The sequence below is a fragment of the Pseudomonas sp. Larv2_ips genome, assembly GCF_963879675.1.
In the GTDB taxonomy this organism is placed as follows: Bacteria; Pseudomonadota; Gammaproteobacteria; order Pseudomonadales; family Pseudomonadaceae; genus Aquipseudomonas.
Genome location: NZ_CAWOAW010000014.1, coordinates 164422 through 184134, shown reverse-complemented (window position 1 = coordinate 184134; position 19713 = coordinate 164422). Strand labels below are relative to the sequence as shown.

The following is a 19713-nucleotide window of genomic DNA, read 5'->3' as shown; positions in this document are numbered from 1 at the left end:
TCGGTACATTTTTCATTGACCCACCGCATTCGCGAGCAAGCCCGCTCCCACACTGGACTGAGCAGGCCGACAAGCTCTGGTTGACCCAAGGCAACTGTGATGAAATGCGACCCCAACCAATTTCGCGCCGCACCGCCATCACTTGCCGTGAAACCTCGTCTGATTCGCCAACTGTTCCTGCCGCCGTTGATCATCGCCCTGATGATCGGCTTGGGTTATATCGGCTTCTGGGTCAGTGAGTACTATGGCATTCGCACCCTCAGCGACAACGGCGAACGCCAGTTGGAGCTGCACGCACGCACCGTCGAAAGTGAACTGAGCAAATACACCTACCTGCCCAGTCTGCTGGAGCTCGAATCCAGCGTCTCCACGCTGCTGGCCGACCCGAACCAGGAAACCCGGCAGACAGTCAATGATTACCTCGAAGGCCTGAACCGACGCAGTCGCAGTCGGGCCATCTACGTGATGGACACCACCGGCCGTGTGCTGGCCACCAGTAACTGGCGCGATGCCGACAGCTACCAGGGTGAAGACCTGTCCTTTCGCGCCTATTTCCAGAATGCCGTGCGCGGCCAGCCGGGCCGCTTCTATGGCATCGGCAGCACCAACGGCGAGCCCGGCTACTACCTGGCCCACGGCTTGGAAGAGCACGGCAAGATCATCGGAGTCGCCGTGGTCAAAGTGCGCCTCGAAGCCCTCGAAGAGCGCTGGCAGCGTGCGCGCCTCGAAGCGTTCGTGAGCGACGAGAACGGCATCATCATCCTCTCCAGCGACCCGGCCCGCCGGCTCAAGGCGGTGCGCCCGCTGAGCGACGACACCAAAGAACGCCTGGCCCACAGCCTGCAATATTACTGGGCGACGCTAAACGAACTGGAGCCGCTGGCCCGTGAGCGACTCAATGAGGGCACCGAAAAGCTGACCTTCCCGGCCAACAGCGAAGTGGTCAACGACGAGCACGAGGTCAGCTACCTCGCCCAAACCCGCCCGCTCAACGACACGCCGTGGAATTTCACCCTGCTGACCCCACTCAATGACCTGCGCCGCGCGGCGATCAACCAGGGCATTCTGGTCGCTGTCGCATTCGGCCTGGTGGCGTTTTTGCTGATCGCCTGGAACGAGCGCCGCAAGGTGATCGCCACCCGCCTCGCCGCGCGGGAAGCCTTGCAGGAAGCCAACAGCCAGCTGGAGCGTCGGATTGCCGAACGCACCGCCGACCTGCGTGCCAGCAACGAACGGCTCAAGGGCCAGATTCGCGAACGGCGCCAGGCCGAAGAAACCTTGCGCCGCGCCCAGGACGAACTGGTGCAAGCGGGAAAACTCGCTGCCATCGGCCAGATGTCCACCAGCATCGCCCACGAGTTGAACCAGCCGCTGGCGGCGCTGCGCACGCTGTCAGGCAACACGGTACGTTTCCTCGAACGTGGCGCCCTCGACACTGCCAGCGCCAACCTCAAGACCATCAACGAACTGATCGACCGCATGGGCCGCATCACCGCTAGCCTGCGCTCCTTTGCCCGGCGCGGCGATGACCAGGGCGAAGCCAACCTCGGTAAAGCCGTGGACGCCGCGTTCCAGGTGCTCGGCGCTCGTCTCGACGGCCTGCCGTTGACCGTGCACCGCGACTTCGCCAACGCTCAATTGCAAATCGACCAGACGCGCCTGGAGCAGATCCTGGTCAACCTGATCGGCAATGCCCTGGACGCGATGCAGGCGCAACCTGCGCCCGAACTGTGGTTGGATGGCCACGATTTTGAGGGCAAGTACCGCCTGCACGTGCGCGACAACGGGCATGGTATCGACCCCGAAACGCGCAAGCATTTATTCGAACCGTTCTTCACCACCAAACCCGGCGAACAAGGCCTGGGCCTGGGCCTGACCCTTTCCGCCAGCCTCGCGGCGGCCACCGGCGGCAACCTTGCCGTGGAACACCCGGCCAGCGGTGGTACTGCCTTTGTCTTGTGCCTGCCGCTGGTGGGCACTCAAAAAGCTGAGTCGACATGAATACAGACACCACAGCCGCAAAAGACGACCTCACCGTTCTGATCGTCGAGGACGATCCCCATGTGCTGCTCGGCTGCCAACAGGCCCTGGCGCTGGAAGACATTCCCAGCGTGGGCGTGGGCAGTGCTGAAGAAGCCCTCAAGCGCATTGGCGAGAACTTTGCCGGCATCGTCATCAGCGACATTCGCCTGCCGGGCATCGACGGCCTGGAGCTGCTGACCCGCCTCAAAGCGCTGGATAAAAGCCTGCCGGTGGTGCTGATCACCGGGCACGGCGATATTTCGATGGCCGTCGGGGCCATGCGCAATGGCGCCTACGACTTCATGGAAAAGCCCTTCTCCCCCGAACGCTTGGTTGACGTCGCGCGCCGCGCCCTGGAGCAACGCGGGCTGGCGCGAGAAGTGTGGTCGCTGCGCCGCCAGCTGGCCGAACGTGATTCGCTGGAGGGCCGCATCATCGGCCGCTCGCCGGCGATGCAGAACCTGCGCGAACTGATCGCCAACGTCGCCGACACGTCGGCCAACGTGTTGATCGAAGGCGAGACCGGCACCGGCAAGGAACTGGTCGCGCGCTGCCTGCATGATTTCAGCCGGCGCCATTCCCATCAGTTCGTTGCCCTGAACTGCGGCGGCTTGCCGGAAAACCTGTTCGAAAGCGAGATTTTCGGCCACGAAGCCAACGCCTTTACCGGCGCCGGCAAGCGTCGTATCGGCAAGATCGAGCACGCCCACGAAGGCACGCTGTTTCTCGACGAAGTGGAAAGCATGCCGATCAACCTGCAGATAAAACTGCTGCGGGTGTTGCAGGAACGCACCCTTGAGCGGCTGGGCTCGAACCAGAGCGTGGCCGTGGATTGCCGGGTGATCGCCGCCACCAAATCCGACCTCGATGAGCTGAGCCGCGCCAGCCAATTTCGCAGCGACCTTTACTACCGCCTCAACGTAGTAACCCTGGAACTGCCGCCGTTGCGCGAACGTCGCGAAGACATCCTGCAGTTGTTCGAGCACTTCCTGCAGCAATCCTCCCTGCGCTTTGATCGCACCGCGCCTGAGCTGGACAACCAGACCGTGTCGACACTGATGAGCCACGACTGGCCAGGCAACGTGCGCGAACTGCGCAACGTCGCCGAGCGCTTTGCCCTGGGCTTGCCCGCCTTCAAGAAAAGCGGCAACGGCAACAGTAACCACGGCCTGGCCTTCACCGAAGCGGTGGAAGCCTTCGAGCGCAACCTGCTCAACGATGCCCTGCAGCGCAGCGGCGGCAACCTGACCCAGGCCAGCCTGGAACTGGGAATGGCCAAGACCACCCTGTTCGACAAGGTCAAGAAATACGGATTGAGCCACTGATGGATCTATTCTTGAAGGCCGCCATTGGCGCGGCGGTAGTGTTGGTCCTGGCGGCGTTGGCCAAGACCAAAAACTATTACATCGCGGGGCTGGTGCCGCTGTTCCCGACCTTTGCGTTGATTGCGCACTACATCGTCGGCAAGGGCCGCTCGGTGGAGGACCTGAAGACCACCATCGTGTTTGGGATGTGGTCGATCATTCCGTATTTTGTGTATTTGGCGACGCTGTATGTGATGGTCGACCGCCTGCGCCTGGAAGCGTCACTCGCCGTGGCGGCAGTGGCATGGTTGATGGCAGCGACGGTGTTGGTGAGCGTGTGGGTGCGCCTGCATAGCTGACAACCGCGGTCAAAAATGGGCAAGGGTGACCTGACACACCTCAATTAAAAATGTGGGAGCGGGTTTGCTCGCGAAGGCGGCGCGTCAGTCGATATATCCGCTGACTGAATCACCGCTTTCGCGAGCAAGCCCGCTCCCACATTCAGAGGTGCGAATCACCCGAATCTCAGCGGACGATCTTGTCGACCTGAATCCCCAGCTTTTTCAGCCGATACCAGAAGCTCCTTTCTGAAATCCCGATTTTCGCCGCCGCGGCAGCCTGCACGCCGTTGCTCTCGTGCAACGCCGCCAGGATGTAGGTTTTCTCGACGTCCGCCAGCGCCGCGTCCAGGTCCGCAGGCACGCCAGGGTTGTCCCCAAGCAACGCCGTGACGCCGTCCTCTGCCGGTTTTGAAGCAAACAGGTAGGCCGGCAGGTCGATGTCTTCGATCACCGGTTTGGCGGCGACGATGGTTGCGCGCTCCACGCAGTTTTGCAGTTCGCGGATATTCCCCGGCCAGCTGTATGCGGCCATGGCCTGCAAGGCCTCCGGGCTGAACCCGGTAATGCGTTTGCCGGCGGTGGCGCTCAGGGTCTGGGCGAAGTGCCGGGCCAGGGGCACGATGTCCTCGGCGCGTTCGCGCAGGGCCGGCAGCGGGATCGGGAACACATTCAGGCGGTAATACAGGTCTTCGCGAAACTCTTTATTGGCCACCGCGTCCAGCAGGTTTTTGTTGGTGGCGGCGATCACCCGCACATCCACCTTGCGCTCGCGCGGGTCGCCCACCGGCTCGATCACCCGCTCCTGCAACGCGCGCAGAATCTTGGCCTGCAACGCCAGAGGCATGTCGCCCACCTCATCCAGAAACAGCGTGCCCTTGTCAGCCTGCATAAAGCGCCCGACCCGATCCGCCACGGCGCCGGTGAAGGCGCCCTTGCGATGGCCAAACATTTCGCTTTCCAGCAAGCCTTCCGGAATCGCCGCGCAGTTGACCGCTACAAATGGCTTGTCGGCACGGCTGCCGTGCTTGTGGATCGCGCGCGCGACCATTTCCTTGCCGGTGCCGCTTTCGCCAGTCAGCAGGATAGTGGCGTTGCTGTCACGCACCGAATCGATTGCATGCAGCACCTGGCGAAACGCCGGGCTGTCACCCACCAGGCTGTCGAACTGCGCATGGTGATCGAGTTCGGCGCGCAGCCGCGCGTTGTCGCGCATGATGTCGCGAAACTGCAAGGCCTTGGCTACGGTGATGTCCAGTTCGTCGATGTCGAACGGCTTGGCAATGTAGTCATAGGCGCCGTTGCGCATCGACTGCACGGCGTTTTTCACCGTGCTGTAGGCGGTCATCACGATCACCGGCAAATCCGGGAAACGCACCTTGATCTCGGCCAGCAGCGCCGGGCCGTCCATGCCGGGCATGCGCCAGTCACTGATCACCAGGTCGATGTCTTCCTGTTCCAGCACCTTGAGCGCGTGCAGGCCGTTGCTTGCGGTAAATACCTGAATGCCGTTCTGGCTCAGGGCCGACGACAGCAAGTCGCAGAGCTTGGGCTCGTCGTCGACTACCAATACGTTATGCGTCATGACCATCCTCATCGTCGCCGTCGTCATCACCCTGGGCCGGAATGTACAGGCTGAAGGTGGCGCCGGCATCTTTCTCACTGGCACATTCAATGCTGCCGTCGTGACTTTCCATGATCGAATAGACTTTTGCCAGGCCCAGGCCCGTGCCCGAGGCCTTGGTGGTGACGAACGGTGTGAAGATCCGCTCGATCATATCCGCCGGGATGCCCTGGCCGGTGTCGGCGATGCTGATCACCGTGTTGCCGTCGACACTGCGGATGCCCAGGGTCAGACGCCCGCCTTCAGGCATCGCGTCGATGGCGTTGAGAATCAGGTTGAGGCACGCCTGCTTGAGTTGTTTGGCATCGGCATAGATCGTCGCACCGGGTGCCTGGTCGTCAATCTGCGCGTCAATGTTATGCGTGGACAGTTCCGGGCTGCAGAAACCGAGGATCTCTTCCACCAGCGCACGCGCCGGCTGCTGCACACGCAGCGGCGGGTTGGGTTTGGCGAAATCGAGGAATTCGGTGATCAGGTCGTTGATGCGGCTGACCTCGCTGATCACGTATTCCAGGTGGCGCTTGTCGGTTTCCGCCAGGTCGGCGCGACGGTGCAACAATTGGGTCGCGGTCTTGATGATGCCCAGCGGGTTGCGAATCTCGTGAGCCAAACCCATGGCGACTTCGCCCAGGGCGTGCAGCCGATCGCGACGGCGCAACTGAGCTTCAAGGTGATGCAGTTCGCCCAGGCGCTCGGTCATGTGGTTGAAGGTGCTGCTCAACTGCGCCAGCTCATCGCCGCCAGTGACCAATACGCGGTGTTCGTAATGACCCGAGATCACCGCGTCCACGCCTTGGGACAAATCGCGCAACGGTTTGGTCAGGCGCCGCGACACCAGCACCCCGGCGCCCAGGGACAACGCCGAGCTGAGCAGGAAAATCAGCACGAACAGGTTGCTCTGATTCACCAGCCCGACCAGGCTGGTATGGCGTAGCAGACCGCTGAAGATCACCCCTTGCAGGTCGCCGGCATCATTGAAGATTGGCCAATACAGACCGCTGTAATTGTTGGTGAACTGCTCGCTCGGCTGCTTGGTGGCGCGCATGGCCGTTTCGACGTCCTTGGGAATGCGCGAGGGGTGATTTTCGAAACGCTGGGTCGAGAAGATTTCGTTAAAGCCCGACGGATTGGCCAGGTACAGGCGCAGGTCGAGGGAATGCACATCGGCCACGCTGGTGAGGAAACTGCTGTCCAGGTACGTCGCCACCAACAGCAGGTAGTCGACGCCTTCCTGGGTGGTTTCGAAGGTCGAGACCACAAGGCCCGTACTCACGCCCGCCACCTGCACGGTTTGCAGCACCGCGTTGCTGGTCAGGTCGATCTGCTTGACCACATCGTCGGAGGCCGTGCTGAACACGACCTTGTGATCACTCACGCGAATCAGCGCGACCACGTCGATGTCCGTGGCGTCGGCAATGTCGGCGGTCAGCCGGTCGTGCTTGGCGGCCTGCTTGGTCGAAGGCGGGCTGGTGTAGCGCAGGAACAGCTTGGCCATGCGCGCGTTGTCATGAAGGATGTCGCCGATTTCGTCCTTGACGATCTTGGTCGACTCTTGCAGCCAGATACGCACGTTACTGTCGAAAATCTGCGACAGCGTGGTCGCCGCCAGCTCGGCGGCGATCATGGTGGGAATAACGCTGACCAGCCAGAACGCCAGCACCAGCTTGCGCTGGACGCTCCAGCGCGAAATGGCAAAGGGGCGGGCTTTCTGGCGGGTTTTGGTGATCATCAGGTTTCGCTTATCGCAGCAGCCATGGCAGGGTCGGAACGGTCCGGTCTCAGGTACATTTTCACGAGCTTGAGCAGGCTGTTGACCAGCCGGTTACGGTGACGGAAGAACATGCTGTTGCCTTGGAACTCGCACCCCAGGCGCAGCTTACTGGCATACCCTTCCTGACCGCACTCGTACACAGGGATTTTGTGCTGAATACAGTAGTCGACGTTGGTCAGCCAACTGCGAAAGTACAGGTTGTATTCGCGGCTGAATGCCATGTCGTGCCCAAAGAACTTGTCGATCAGGCGGTGCTGGTCCAGCAGGATCAGATTGAACGCCACCAGGTGCTCGTCCACCCAATAAAGAACACAGACCGCACGCCCTTCAAGCCGTTCGAGGATGCCGGTGAAGTAACGCGCCGGCAAACGTTCGAACTGCAGCTGCGAGCGCGCGAGCGTGGCCTCGTACAAGCGCATGACCTGCGGCAACACATCATCAATATTGCGCCGCCACTCCACGCGCGGGCCCGGCGCACGCAGTTTACGGCGCAGGTCCTTGCGCGTCGATTTGCACAACGAGCCAAGGTAGGCGTCTACCGAACCGTAGGGCACCGTCAGCAGACCGCTGGGCAAGCTCGGCATGCTCTGGAAACCTGCGCTGCGGCAACTGGTTGCCCAGTGCGGGTCGTCGGTCGGTACATCTTTGACCGCCACTAGGCCAATCCCGAAGGCATTGGCATCCTGTCGCGCGGCTTGCAGCAACTGCTTGAGCAACACTGGGCGCCGCGCCTGGGGTATGGCGCTTGCAATACCGGCGTCGCAACGCTCGGCTATCGGCGAGCCAATGGCATACAGCGGCAACCGCAAAACACCCGGCCACAGTCGCTCCAGGCGTTCGGTAAAACGCTTGCCGGCACCCGACACCGTGGTGTCGAGGCGATAATGGGTGATGAACGCAGCGGCCACTGCCACCAGCGTTTCATCTTCGTAAACGGCCAGGTAACGCCATTTGAAGTCATCAATGGCCGCGTTTTCCACGGCGACGTAAAAATCCCAATCCTCCAGGGCACCGGGAAAACAGTCGTTCCAGGCACTGCGCTGGATGGCCCGGATAGTCGAGAAGGCTTGAGCGGTGATCACGGGTTTCCCTTTTTTTCTATTTCTTGTGGCGAGCGGGCTTGCTCCGCGGTGGGCGGAGCAGCCCCAAACCCAGGCACCTCGGTTCTAACTGGAAGCATGCAGTGTCAGTGATGGGGCGGCGGCGCCACCCACCGCGGGGCAAGCCCGCTCGCCACTGGCAGCGCGCGTGCGACTGACGCAGGCATGTTGCTCGACAAACTCGGCGCTCAACTCGATCACGCGTCGGTATTGCAGGTCGACGGTGATCATGTGGTAGCAGTTGTCCAACAGGATCTTGGTCACGGGGCCGCCCAAATGGCGCTCCACGTAATCGGCGTTCCAGCGGCTGGTGATGTCGTCCTCGATGGAGTGCAAAACCAGCGCCGGTACCTTGACCTCGGGCATGCGTTTCTTGACCACGGCGTTCATGCGGTGCAACTCGCGCACCGTAATGCCTTCCATGGTCAGCAAACCGGCTTCGCTGCTCTCCCCTTCCTTCATCTGACGTTCGACGATGGCCCGCAGGCGCTCGTTCTTGATGCCGTAAGGCGGCTTCTCTTCGAAGCGACAGATGTGTACGCCGAACGGAATTTTCATCAGCAGTGGCGTGAGAAACGCCAGCTTGTGAATACTCCAGCCGTCATATTTCAAGGTCGTGGAATACATCAACAGCCCGGCGACTTGCCCAGGGTGTTCGGCGGCTACGTACATCGACATCACCGCCCCCATGGACAAGCCACCGACAAATACCTGCTCGTGGCGTTGCTTGACCTGCACGAAGGTATTGCGCACGCCTTCGTACCAGTCCAGCCAGCCGGTGGCTTGCAGGTCGCTGTTGTCGCCGCAATGCCCAGCCAGGGTGGGCACGTACACCGTGCAGTTACCCGCCTTGGCCAAGCCTTTGGCGACTTGACGCAATTCCGTCGGGGTGCCGGTCAGGCCGTGGATCAACAGGATCCCGACCGGACCTTCACCGAGAACGAAGCCGGCATCACCTTCACCGAGGTCGATCCCGGAAGTGCTCACCGTTTAGTCGCTCGCACCAGCAGTTGCTCGAGCAACTTCAAGCCCAGGTCGATTTCCGGGTAGCTGATTTCCAGCGACGGCGCCAGGGTGATCACGTTTTTGTAGTAGCCGCCCACGTCGAGGATCAAGCCGAGTTTCTGGCCATCGACGACCATGTCGCCCTTCATGCCTTCTTCAACCATGTAGTCCAGGGTCGCCTTGTCTGGCGTGAAGCCATCCGGGCCACAGATTTCGCAGCGCAGGGCCAGGCCCAGGCCATCGACGTCGCCGATGATCGGGAAACGTTTCTGCAGGTCCTGCAGGCCTTCCAGGAAGTATTTGCCCTTGGCCATGACCATCGCGCCGTAGTCGACTTCGCTGGTCATCTTGAACATTTCCAGGCCAACCGCCGTCCCCAGTGGGTTGGAGGCGAAGGTGGAGTGCGTCGAACCTGGTGGGAAGATCTTCGGGTTGATCAACTCTTCACGCGCCCAGATGCCGCCCAGCGGGTTCAGGCCGTTGGTCAGTGCCTTGCCGAAGACGATCACGTCCGGCTGCACGTCGAAGTGCTCGATCGACCACAGCTTGCCGGTACGGTAGAAGCCCATCTGGATTTCGTCGGACACCATGAGGATGCCGTGCTGGTCCAGTACATGCTTGAGTTCGCGGTAGAAGTTCATCGGCGGGATCACGTAGCCGCCGGTGCCCTGGATCGGCTCGACGTAAAACGCTGCGTATTCGCTCTGGCCGACTTTCGGGTCCCACACGCCGTTGTATTCGGTCTCGAACAGACGGGCGAATTGCTGCACGCAGTGGCTGCCGTATTCTTCCTTGGTCATGCCTTTGGGGCCACGGAAGTGGTACGGGAACGGGATGAACTGCGCGCGCTCGCCGAAGTGGCCGTAGCGGCGACGGTAGCGGTAGCTGGAGGTGATCGACGACGCGCCGAGGGTACGGCCGTGGTAGCCGCCTTCGAAGGCGAACATCAGGCTTTTGCCGTTGGTGGCGTTACGCACCACCTTCAGGGAGTCTTCGATGGACTGCGAACCGCCGACGTTGAAATGCACGCGACCGTCGAGGCCGAACTTCTTCTTGGCATCGACTGCGATCATTTCCGACAGCTCGATCTTGCCTTTATGCAGGTACTGGCTGGCGATTTGCGGCAGGGTGTCGATCTGCTGTTTCAGCGCGTTGTTCAGGCGCGGGTTGGCGTAGCCGAAGTTGACGGCCGAGTACCACATTTGCAGGTCGAGGTAGGCCTGGTCTTCGGTGTCCCACACGTAGGAGCCTTCGCAACGGCTGAAAATACGCGGCGGCTCGATGTAGTGAACAGTGTCGCCGTAGGAGCAGTACTTGGCTTCTTTATCCAGAAGGATCTGGTCTTCGGCAGTGGCGATACGGATATCAGACATGGTGGAAGAGTTCCTGGTTGTCAGCAGTAAAGGTGGTAGCGTTGGCCGCGATGCCCTGAGGCAGCTTGGCCAGCAATGCGCTCACTTCGGCGAAGGTGTCGAAGCGCGCGTGAGGAATATTGTTGGCCTGGCAATAGTCGGCCAGGCTGCCCTTGGCGAAGACGAAGTCGGCGGTGGAGGCCACGCACATGTCGGACTTGCCGTCGCCGATCACCAGCACGCGCTTGTTGCGCGGGGTGGATTTGCACTTGCAGTTGCCGGAAGCGGCACGGCAGGCATCGCTGGAATACGGGAAGTCGATGCGCCAGCTGTTCTGGTCGACCTGGCGCAGGCGGTTGGCGAGGATCGGCAGCAAGGTCACGTAGTTGCGCGACAGGATGCGCGCGATGCCTTGTTCGATGCCGTCGCTGACCACTTCGATGGTCGCGCCCAGGCCCATGACATGATCGACGAAGTCCGGGAAGTCCGGGTCGATCTCGACGCTGTCGAAGTACGCCAGCAGTTCAGCCGGGGTTGCTTTGATCAGCGCCAGTTGACGGCTCAGGCATTCGCGGGAACCGATATGCCCATCCAGCCATTCCTGTTCGATGGTTTCCCACTCGGGGCCGGCGAAGCGTTGGAGGACGTTGTCGATGACGTCGGTTGGGGTGATGGTCCCGTCGAAGTCACACACGATATGCCAGTGGATCATTGCCTTTCCTTGAGTTGGAGGGCTTGAAGAAAATCGCGCTCTTTGCGCTTGCAGGAGGGGTAGAGCAGGGATTGTGCCAACTGGCTAAAAGCCCGCAGGGCTGGGGTTTTGGCCGATAGCCCGGGTGTTTTGTGTCGCAGGAGCTACAATTTTTGTAGCTTGCTACAAACAAGATGAGTGCTTGCGTCAGGGACGCCCTTCGCGCGTGAATGCGCGCATGTTCAGATAAGGAAATGGCTCCATGTTCAAGGTTACTTCTGCTGTATTCGCCGGTTTGCTGGGGCTGTGGGGCTTTTCCAGCACGGTATGGGCCGACGGCGTTACCGGCGAAGTGGGCGCGGGTGTCAGCTATCAACCCCACGACCCTACCGGCAGCCGCTACGAAACCCGGCCGATTCCCTACTTCGATCTGGACTGGGGCAGTGTCAGCCTGGGCACCGACGACGGCCTGACCTGGAGCGCGCTGAACACCAACGGCATTACTGCCGGCCCTTACATCAATTACCTGTCGGGCCGCACGGCCAATGGCTCACTGCGCGGTTTGCGCGATGTGTCGGACATGGCGGAAGTCGGCGGTTTCATCCAATACGCTCCGGCCGAGTTCTGGCGCGTGTACGCGCAGGTTGGCCAGGCCGTGGGCGGCGGGCGTGATCAGAGTGGCGTGTTGGGCAAGCTCGGCGGTGAGTTGGGTTACCCGTTGGGCGGCGGCATCATCGGTAGCACCGGCCTGATGGCGCACTTTGCCGATGCGCGCCAGACGCAGACTTTTTTTGGTGTGGATGACAAGGAGTCGGCGGCTTCGGGCATTCGGGCCTATAACGCCAGCGCGGGTTTCCAGAACCTGACGCTGACCCAGAGTTTTGAATTTCCGCTGGATACGCATTGGTCGTTATTGACCAGCGCCAGTTGGACGCACCTGGTGGGGTCGGCGGCCAACAGCACGATCGTCAAGCAGACGGGTGATGTGAATCAGGGGCAGGTGCAGACGGCGATCAGTTACAAGTTTGAGTGATGGGTTGGTTCTGGTTGGCTGGCGGCCGGCCCGCCGCCTTCGCGAGCGAGCCCGCTCCCACACTTGAAGCTCAGTGCATCAGGTGTACTTGGTCAAATGTGGGAGCTGGCTTGCCTGCGATAGCGTCAACTGGGTGCGCCTGATGTACCGAGGTGCCTGCATCGCAGGCAAGCCAGCTCACACAGAAAAGCAGATCTGCTTTGCTGCAATCACTCAGGATAGGTACACAAGGCCCCGAAGACCTATCAGCCCTTGGCCTCACTGATGATCTGACGAATCGCCCCAACAAAAGCCTCAGCCGGCTGCCCCCCACTGACCGCATACTGATCGTTGAACACGATAGTTGGCACCGAAGTCACCCCTCGGGAAATCCACAGCTGCTCTTGCTCGCACACCTCTGCGGCGTATTCATCAGAGGCCAGAATCTGCGCAGCACGCGTGACATCCAACCCAACACTTTCAGCAATAATCGCCAAGGTCGCAGGGTCGGACGGGTCTTGCCCATCACTGAAATAAGCCTTGAACAGCGCTTCCTTCAGGTTGTACTGCAACCCTTCCAACCCAGCCCAATGCAGCAAGCGATGCGCATCAAACGTGTTGTAGATACGACTCTGCCCGTCAGTGCGAAACGCAAAGCCCAACGCCGCACCCAAGTCACGAATACGCGCACGGTTAGCCTGCGATTCTTCTGCCGTGGAGCCGTATTTTTCAGTGATGTGCTCAACGATGTTCTGCCCGATAGCCGGCATATTCGGGTTCAGCTCAAACGGCTGGAAATGAATCTCGGCCTGCACCTCAGCGCCCAGCTGGTCCAACGCCTCAGTCAGCCCACGCAGGCCGATAATGCACCAGGGGCACGACACGTCGCTGACGAAATCGATTTTCAGGGGAGTACTCATGGTAGGCAACCTCGCTGGCATTGATGCGCCGTAAAAGTTGCACGATACACCAACTTCACAACACCTTCGAAGGCTGCCCCAAATCAATCTGCGCCCAGTGCGCGGCATCTTCGCGATGGGCTTGCAGGTACGGCAACACCGCCGCCAGCAACGGCGCCTTGAACGCCTCCTGAAAACGATGCGCCAGGCCGGGAATCAACTTCAACTGGCTGCCCTGGATATGCGCGGCCAAATGCACACCGTGCATCACCGGCAGCAACGGGTCGGCAGTGCCATGCACCACCAGCGTTGGCACACGCAATTGATTGAGCAGCGGCACACGACTGGGCTCGGCGAGGATCGCCATGATCTGGCGCTTGACCCCGTCCGGGTTGAAGGCGCGGTCGTAGGACAGCGCGGCCTGATGCAGCAATACCTGGCGATCGTCCTTCACATTCGGGCTGCCCAACGCCGCCAGCAAGTCGGCCTGTTGCTCCAGCGCCACTTCACGGTTGGGCGCGCTGCGCCGCGACAGCAACTGCACCAACGCCGCACTCGGCGCCGGCAAGCCTTCGGCGCCGGAGCTGGTCATGATCAACGTCAGGCTCTCGACCCGTTGCGGCGCCATGGCCGCCAGGTGCTGGGCGATCATGCCGCCCATGCTCGCACCCAGCACGTGGAATTGGCGGATCTGCAATGCGTCCATCAAGCCCAGGGCGTCGTCGGCCATGTCGGTCAGCGTGTAAGGCGCCGCCACCGGCAGGCCGAGTTTGTAGCGCAGCACTTCGAAGGTCAGGTTGGCACTGGCCGGTGCCTGGCGCCACGTGGACAGGCCGACGTCACGGTTGTCGTAGCGAATCACCCGAAACCCTTGCTCGCACAGCGCCACGACAACTTCGTCCGGCCAGTGGATCAACTGCCCGCCCAGGCCCATGACCAGCAGCAATGCAGGGTCGGACGCACGGCCGATGCTCTGGTAGGCAATGCTCACCTGAGCCAGGTCGACCGTTTGCGTCGGGACATTGACGTCACATCGAGAAGCCGCAAAAGACGGCAGGCCGAACAATAGAGCGGCCAGTAAACACAACACGCGCATGAAAAACACCGAAACACAGAACCCCAGTAGAGCGCGAGTCTGATGAAGTTTGTTCAAGCGCGCTGCCACAGTTGCGTGACAGTTTGATGAACGGCGCCCAGCGGTCATGATCGACACGCCTTGCAACATGAGACAAACTCACGCCATTGCCGTTTTTCACAAATCGTCTTCATGGAGAGCACGTGCTCGAAATCCGTCACCTCAAGACCCTGCACGCCTTGCGCGAAGCCGACAGCCTGGTCGAAGCCGCCGAGCGCCTGCACCTGACGCAGTCGGCGCTGTCCCATCAGTTCAAGGAGCTGGAAGAGCGCTTGGGCATGCAGCTGTTCGTGCGCAAGACCAAGCCACTGCGCTTTACCAGCGCCGGCCTGCGTTTGCTGCAACTGGCCGACGCCACCCTGCCCTTGCTGCGCGGCGCCGAGCGCGATATTGCGCGTCTCGCCGGCGGCACCGCCGGGCGTTTGCACATGGCCATTGAGTGCCACAGTTGCTTCCAGTGGCTGATGCCGACCATCGACCAGTTCCGCGATGCCTGGCCGGAAGTCGAGCTGGACCTGGCCTCCGGTTTCGCCTTCGCGCCACTGCCCGCGCTGGCGCGGGGCGACCTGGACCTGGTGGTGACTTCCGACCCGCTGGAATTGCCGGGCATCACCTACGTGCCGCTGTTCACTTACGAAGCCATGCTGGCCGTGGCCAACCAGCACGCACTGGCGAACAAATCGTACATCGTGCCCGAAGATTTGCTCACCGAGACCCTGATCACCTACCCGGTGGAACGCGATCGGCTGGACATTTTCACGCGCTTTTTAGAGCCGGCCGACGTGGAACCGGCCCAGGTGCGCACCTCGGAACTCACCGTCATGATGATGCAGCTGGTGGCCAGCGGCCGTGGTGTGTGCGGCATGCCGCATTGGGCGCTGCATGAGTACAGCTCGCGCGGTTACGTGAAGGCCAAGCGGTTGGGCGAGAAAGGGCTGTTCGCGACGTTGTATGCGGGGATTCGTGCAGACATGCTGGACGCGCCGTACATGCGCGACTTTTTGCTGACGGCCAAGGACACGTCGTTTTCCACGCTCGATGGCGTCAGCGCCGTTCGCTGAACGACACAGATTAAAAATGTGGGAGCTGGCTTGCCTGCAATGCAGACGACGCGGTCTGACTGCAGCACCGAGGCGATGTTATCGCAGGCAAGCCAGCTCCCACATTGGATTGAGTTCCCACCTGGGATTTCAGTCGACCTTGAGTTCACGCCACATGTGGATCTTGTCGAAATAATCCTCGCCCACCCGCACCGCCAGTGGCTCCAGGCCGTACTGGATGAAGCCGCAGCGCTGGTACAACGCGAAGGCGGCGTCGTTGCCAGCGGTGACGGTCAGCTGAATCAGTGTGAGGTGCGGATGTTCACGCGCCTCGGCGAGCGCCGCCTCCACCAACTGACGGCCCAGGCCTCGGTGCTGGTACGCCCGGTTCACGTACATGCCGAACAAGGTCACCTTGTGCCGAGCTTTCTCACGCGGCTCGAACGCCAGGCCGACAATGCCCACCAATGCGTCCCCCTCAAAAGCCCCGAGCAGCCGATCCAGCGGGCTGTCGACGCGCTTTTCCCACCAGCTCAGGGGCATCAGCGCGCGCTCCGCCACGCTGGAGGTGAACGCCTGCGGATAAGCGCCGTACGCCTCAAGCATCAACGCCCGATAAGCCTCGGCGTCGTTGGCGCCAAGCGAACGAATCATCATGCGTCGCAGGTCAGCGATGCGCGGTAAAACGGCAGGATCACGTCGCGCGTCAACGGCGCCAGTTGCAGGCCACCGTCACCGGCAGGGTCGATCCAGCGCACTTCTTCGATTTCGGCCGCGGGCGTCACCGCTACGTCGATGTGCACCTGGAACAGCTCGGCGTCCACGGTGAACCCAGGCTCATTGGCGGCGGGGGCCGAGAAGTGGCCAAGATAGACAGCCTGGCTTGGCTCGATGCGCAGGTTGAGTTCCTCAAACAGCTCACGGGCCAGGGCTTGGGCCGGTTGTTCGCCGGCGTCGATCTTGCCGCCCGGTTGCATGAACGCCTGGGTGCCGCGCTTGCGCACCAGCAGGGTTCGGCCGTCGCTGCCAATCAACAGCGCAGCGGCGATGCGGATAGTGGATGTCATGTAAAAACTGCCTCGAATGCAAAGGCGCAAGGATCACAGATAGCGCGTTATTCGCAAAGCAATCCTTCATGCCGCTCTTTGATAAACACGCTGTACCTGGCGCCTTCCATGGTCTCAAAGGCGATCAACTTGTCCACCAGCGGCAGGTTCAGCACCTTGCCGGCGTTGAGCAACAACATGCCGTTATCGGCGTTGAGGTTGCGCGCCAGCACCATGCCCTCCTCCAGCTCGCGGGTGCCCAGCACCCTGACGCTGGGGTCGCCCAGGGTCACGTCATTGAGGTACGTGGCGCAGACTGAAACAAAACTTTCCACCATGTCGGGGTCGTAAAGGCGACCGGCGTATTTGCGGATATAGAGCAGCGCTTCGTCGCTGTTCATCTGGCGTTCGAGGATCAGGCCCTTTTGCAGCTCGATAAAGTCCACCGCCAGTTTCAACAGGCGCGAACCTGCGGGAATCGCGTCACCCTTGAGGTGATCGGGAAAACCGCTGCCGTCCCAGCGTTCCTGATGATGGCGGATAAGCCGCGCTGCGTCTTTCATCGGTTCCAGAGTCATCAGCAACGATTCGCTTTGGGTGGCGTAAGCGCGATAACGCTCACGGTCGCTGCTGTGCAACAGGTCTGAAGGCGAGGCCATCATGCTGTCGCTCCAGCTCAATTTGCCGATGTTGTAGAGCGCGGCAGCCATGGTCAGGTCGCGGTTACTGGCCTCATCTACGCCATGGGCCACACACCAGGTGCGCACCAATTCGATGATTTGCCGGTTGGTTTGCTTGGCGCGCGGTAAGCGCAGGTTGGCCAACAACGAGAACACCTCGGTGCCCGTGGCGTAGCTGTGTTTGAGCTCTTCGTAGGCCAGGTCGAGCATATCGGCGGTTTGCTGCAATTCACTGGTGCGAGAGGCAACACGTTTTTCCAACGTGGCGTTGAGCTGCTTGAGTTCATCGTTCTGCGCCTGGATCAACAGCTCCAGGCGCCCACGTTCGCGCTCCGAATGCTGATGGGCCAAGGATTGACGCAGGGCCAGCAGCAGTTCTTCATCGTTCCAGGGCTTGCTCAGGTAACGGTAGATCTGGCCTTCGTTAATGGCTTTGACGATCAGCGTCAGGTCGGTCTCGCCGGTCAGCAGAATGCGCACTGTGTGCGGGTGGTGTTGGTGGATGTGCGCCAGCAACGAGGCACCATCCATGTCCGGCAGACGCGCGGCGCTCATCACCAGGTCAATGGGTTGAGTGGCGAGAATGCCCAGGGCATCAGCGGCGCAGGTGGCGCTGTGCAGTTCGAAGGGCTCCAGGCTGAGCAATCGCTTGAGGCTGTGCAAAACGTCCGGGTGGGCGTCGATCAACAGCAGCACTGGACGGTTGGCATCGATAAAGGTCACTGACTCTCCCATGGGACACCTCGGATCGTCGATCTGCGTTCCTTACGGTCTGGGACAATGCCTCCTGGCGATTACCAAGGAGTTTAGTTGGTTTTTACCAGGTGATGGCCTTGCGATATCAACGCATAAAAAAAGCCGCTCCAAATGCTGGAGCGGCCTTTGAGGTGAAACGTGAATCCCTCACGCCTCGGCGTTTTTCGGGCTGGTGCCAAACGACGCAAAACGTTTGTTGAACCCGGCAATCCGGCCTTCGACCTGAGTCTTGCGTTGCTGGCCGGTGTAGATCGGGTGCGAGGCGCTGGAGACGTCCAACGGAATGTAAGGGTACGTGTTGCCATCGCTATGTGTGTGGGTGCGATCACTGTCGGCCGTGGAGCCGATCAGGAAGAACACGTCGGCGGCGGTGTCGTGGAACAGCACGGTGCGGTAGTCGGGATGGATACCAGTTTTCATAGTGCCTCCGGGGCGTTTGAGTGCAATCAATGTGTTACACAGTAACACAAATCATGCGCCCAAACGAGAACCGATTGCAATAAGGATAGACCTGTTGCGTCTATGCAGCTTCCTGAAAATCCATTTCCGGCGGCTGTTGCGAGAAGCCGCGCGTCAGGAACCCCAGGTAAACCAGGCCGATCGCCAACCACACCACGCCCAGGTAAATCGCCAGATGATCGAGGCTGACCATCAGCCACACGTCCGCCGCGAGGCCGATGGCCGGGAACAGCAGGAACAACATCAACTCACGCACGCCACGCGCTTTCGCGCCGATCCAGTAGTGAAAGATCACCGACAGGTTCACCAGGCTGAACGCCAGGAATGCACCGAAGTTGATGAACGAGGTGGAGGTGGTCACATCCAGCTTCAATGCCAGCAACGCCACAACCGCACACAACAGGATGCTGTTGACCGGCGTGCCGAAGCGCGCATGCAAGGTGCCAAAGAACGACTTGGGCAACACGCCGTCGCGCCCCATCGCGAACAACAAGCGCGAACCGCTGGCCTGGGCCGACAGCCCCGAGGCGAACTGGCCGACGATCAAGCCGATCAGGAAGATCGACACAAACAGGTCACCGCCGACATTGCGCGCAATTTCATAGGCCGCCGAATCCACATCGGCAAACTCGAACGAGGGATGCGCGATCTGCACGAAATACGACACGCCAACGAAGATCAACCCGCCGATCAAGGTGATCAGCATGATCGCCCGCGGAATGGTCCGGCGTGGGTCGCGGGTTTCTTCAGTCAAGGTACTGACCGCGTCAAAGCCCAGGAACGAATAACAGGCAATCGCCGCCCCGCTCATGATCAGCGGCATGTGCATCTGGCCGTTGAAGAACGGCGCGACGGTCCACAGCGGCTTGCTCGCGTCGCCCCCGATGTAATGGATGCACAGCGCGACAAACGCAATCAGCACCAGAAACTGCACCAACATCAGCAGCGCATTAATGCCGTTGGCCAGTTTCAGACCGATGATATTGATCGCCGTGGTGACGCCGATAAACGCCAGCACCCAGATCCATTGCGGCACCGCAGGGAATGCCGAATGCAGGTACGCCGCCCCGATCAACCAGATGGCCATGGGCAAGAACAGGTAGTCGAGCAACACCGCCCAACCGGCGATAAAGCCCAGTTTCGGGCTGATCGCCTTGCGCACGTAGCTGTAGGCGGAACCGGCCACCGGAAAGGCCGACGCCATGCGCCCGTAACTCATGGCGGTAAAGAACATCGCCACCAGGGCGGCCAGGTAAGCGGCCGGCACCATGCCGCCAGTGGATTGCGCGAGGATGCCGAAGGTGCCGAGCACAATGATCGGCGTCATATAGGCGATGCCAAACAGCACCACCGACCCTAACGACAGGGTGCGTTGCAAACGAGCCATGAGCGATTCTCCGCTGATTTATTAGATTTATGGCAGAACTGAAGTCGGTGAAGCGGATGTCATTTTTCTTATGATCAAGCGTATTTACTGTG

18 protein-coding genes are annotated in these 19713 nt (G+C 60.8%); 5 read left to right on the top strand and 13 right to left on the bottom strand.

Going from position 1 to position 19713, the window contains the following annotated elements; all coding sequences use genetic code 11:
- Positions 1–99 precede the first annotated feature (99 nt).
- From AACV02_RS07205 to AACV02_RS07195, 3 genes are read left to right on the top strand one after another with little or no spacing between them, the layout of a single operon-like run.
- Complete coding sequence (locus tag AACV02_RS07205) at positions 100–2001, top strand: sensor histidine kinase (RefSeq protein WP_119738600.1); 1902 nt, start codon at positions 100–102, stop codon at positions 1999–2001.
- Complete coding sequence (locus tag AACV02_RS07200; protein ID WP_119738598.1) at positions 1998–3347, top strand: sigma-54-dependent transcriptional regulator; 1350 nt, start codon at positions 1998–2000, stop codon at positions 3345–3347. Before AACV02_RS07205 ends, AACV02_RS07200 begins: the two co-directional genes overlap by 4 nt.
- Entirely contained in the window at positions 3347–3685 is a 339-nt protein-coding gene (locus AACV02_RS07195) for a GlpM family protein (protein WP_106579413.1), read from the top strand. Before AACV02_RS07200 ends, AACV02_RS07195 begins: the two co-directional genes overlap by 1 nt.
- Before the next feature lie 166 nt (positions 3686–3851).
- Here AACV02_RS07195 and AACV02_RS07190 read toward each other — a convergent pair whose 3' ends face one another.
- From AACV02_RS07190 to AACV02_RS07165, 6 genes are all read right to left on the bottom strand, one after another.
- On the bottom strand, positions 3852–5249 hold the full coding sequence (locus AACV02_RS07190; protein WP_106579414.1) for a sigma-54-dependent transcriptional regulator: 1398 nt from the start codon (positions 5247–5249) through the stop codon (positions 3852–3854).
- A complete protein-coding gene (locus AACV02_RS07185) occupies positions 5239–7017 on the bottom strand; it encodes a sensor histidine kinase (RefSeq protein WP_106579415.1) in 1779 nt (592 codons plus the stop codon). Before AACV02_RS07185 ends, AACV02_RS07190 begins: the two co-directional genes overlap by 11 nt.
- Positions 7017–8141, bottom strand: a complete 1125-nt coding sequence (locus AACV02_RS07180) for a GNAT family N-acetyltransferase (RefSeq protein ID WP_119738596.1) — start codon at positions 8139–8141, stop codon at positions 7017–7019. The genes AACV02_RS07185 and AACV02_RS07180 overlap by 1 nt, the downstream gene beginning before the upstream one ends.
- 84 nt (positions 8142–8225) lie before the next feature.
- On the bottom strand, positions 8226–9146 hold the full coding sequence (locus AACV02_RS07175; protein WP_106579417.1) for an alpha/beta hydrolase: 921 nt from the start codon (positions 9144–9146) through the stop codon (positions 8226–8228).
- Positions 9143–10537 (bottom strand): aspartate aminotransferase family protein, encoded by a 1395-nt coding sequence (locus AACV02_RS07170; protein ID WP_106579418.1) that lies wholly within the window; start codon positions 10535–10537, stop codon positions 9143–9145. The genes AACV02_RS07175 and AACV02_RS07170 overlap by 4 nt, the downstream gene beginning before the upstream one ends.
- A complete protein-coding gene (locus AACV02_RS07165) occupies positions 10530–11228 on the bottom strand; it encodes an MtnX-like HAD-IB family phosphatase (RefSeq protein WP_119738594.1) in 699 nt (232 codons plus the stop codon). The genes AACV02_RS07170 and AACV02_RS07165 overlap by 8 nt, the downstream gene beginning before the upstream one ends.
- Before the next feature lie 241 nt (positions 11229–11469).
- Here AACV02_RS07165 and AACV02_RS07160 point away from each other — a divergent pair, with 241 nt between their 5' ends.
- On the top strand, positions 11470–12240 hold the full coding sequence (locus AACV02_RS07160; RefSeq protein WP_119738592.1) for a MipA/OmpV family protein: 771 nt from the start codon (positions 11470–11472) through the stop codon (positions 12238–12240).
- A gap of 245 nt (positions 12241–12485) precedes the next feature.
- On the opposite strand, the gene AACV02_RS07155 is transcribed toward AACV02_RS07160, so the two are convergent.
- Entirely contained in the window at positions 12486–13139 is a 654-nt protein-coding gene (locus tag AACV02_RS07155) for a DsbA family oxidoreductase (protein WP_119738590.1), read from the bottom strand.
- Between the two features lie 55 nt (positions 13140–13194).
- Positions 13195–14214 (bottom strand): alpha/beta fold hydrolase, encoded by a 1020-nt coding sequence (locus AACV02_RS07150; protein WP_106579422.1) that lies wholly within the window; start codon positions 14212–14214, stop codon positions 13195–13197.
- Between the two features lie 182 nt (positions 14215–14396).
- On the opposite strand from AACV02_RS07150, the gene metR reads away from it, so the two are divergent.
- A complete protein-coding gene (gene metR / locus AACV02_RS07145) occupies positions 14397–15314 on the top strand; it encodes a transcriptional regulator MetR (protein WP_057012200.1) in 918 nt (305 codons plus the stop codon).
- 129 nt (positions 15315–15443) lie between these two features.
- Here metR and AACV02_RS07140 read toward each other — a convergent pair whose 3' ends face one another.
- The 5 genes from AACV02_RS07140 to AACV02_RS07120 form a co-directional block, all read right to left on the bottom strand.
- Entirely contained in the window at positions 15444–15950 is a 507-nt protein-coding gene (locus AACV02_RS07140; RefSeq protein WP_106579423.1) for a GNAT family N-acetyltransferase, read from the bottom strand.
- Positions 15947–16360 carry an NUDIX hydrolase gene (locus AACV02_RS07135; protein ID WP_119738588.1) on the bottom strand — a complete coding sequence of 138 codons (414 nt, stop codon included), beginning with the start codon at positions 16358–16360 and terminating at the stop codon, positions 15947–15949. The genes AACV02_RS07140 and AACV02_RS07135 overlap by 4 nt, the downstream gene beginning before the upstream one ends.
- A 47-nt stretch (positions 16361–16407) precedes the next feature.
- Entirely contained in the window at positions 16408–17754 is a 1347-nt protein-coding gene (locus tag AACV02_RS07130) for an HD domain-containing phosphohydrolase (protein WP_106579425.1), read from the bottom strand.
- Positions 17755–17922: 168 nt separating this feature from the next.
- Complete coding sequence (locus AACV02_RS07125; RefSeq protein WP_106579426.1) at positions 17923–18195, bottom strand: type B 50S ribosomal protein L31; 273 nt, start codon at positions 18193–18195, stop codon at positions 17923–17925.
- Between the two features lie 100 nt (positions 18196–18295).
- Entirely contained in the window at positions 18296–19621 is a 1326-nt protein-coding gene (locus tag AACV02_RS07120) for an APC family permease (protein WP_106579427.1), read from the bottom strand.
- Between the last annotated feature and the right edge of the window lie 92 nt (positions 19622–19713).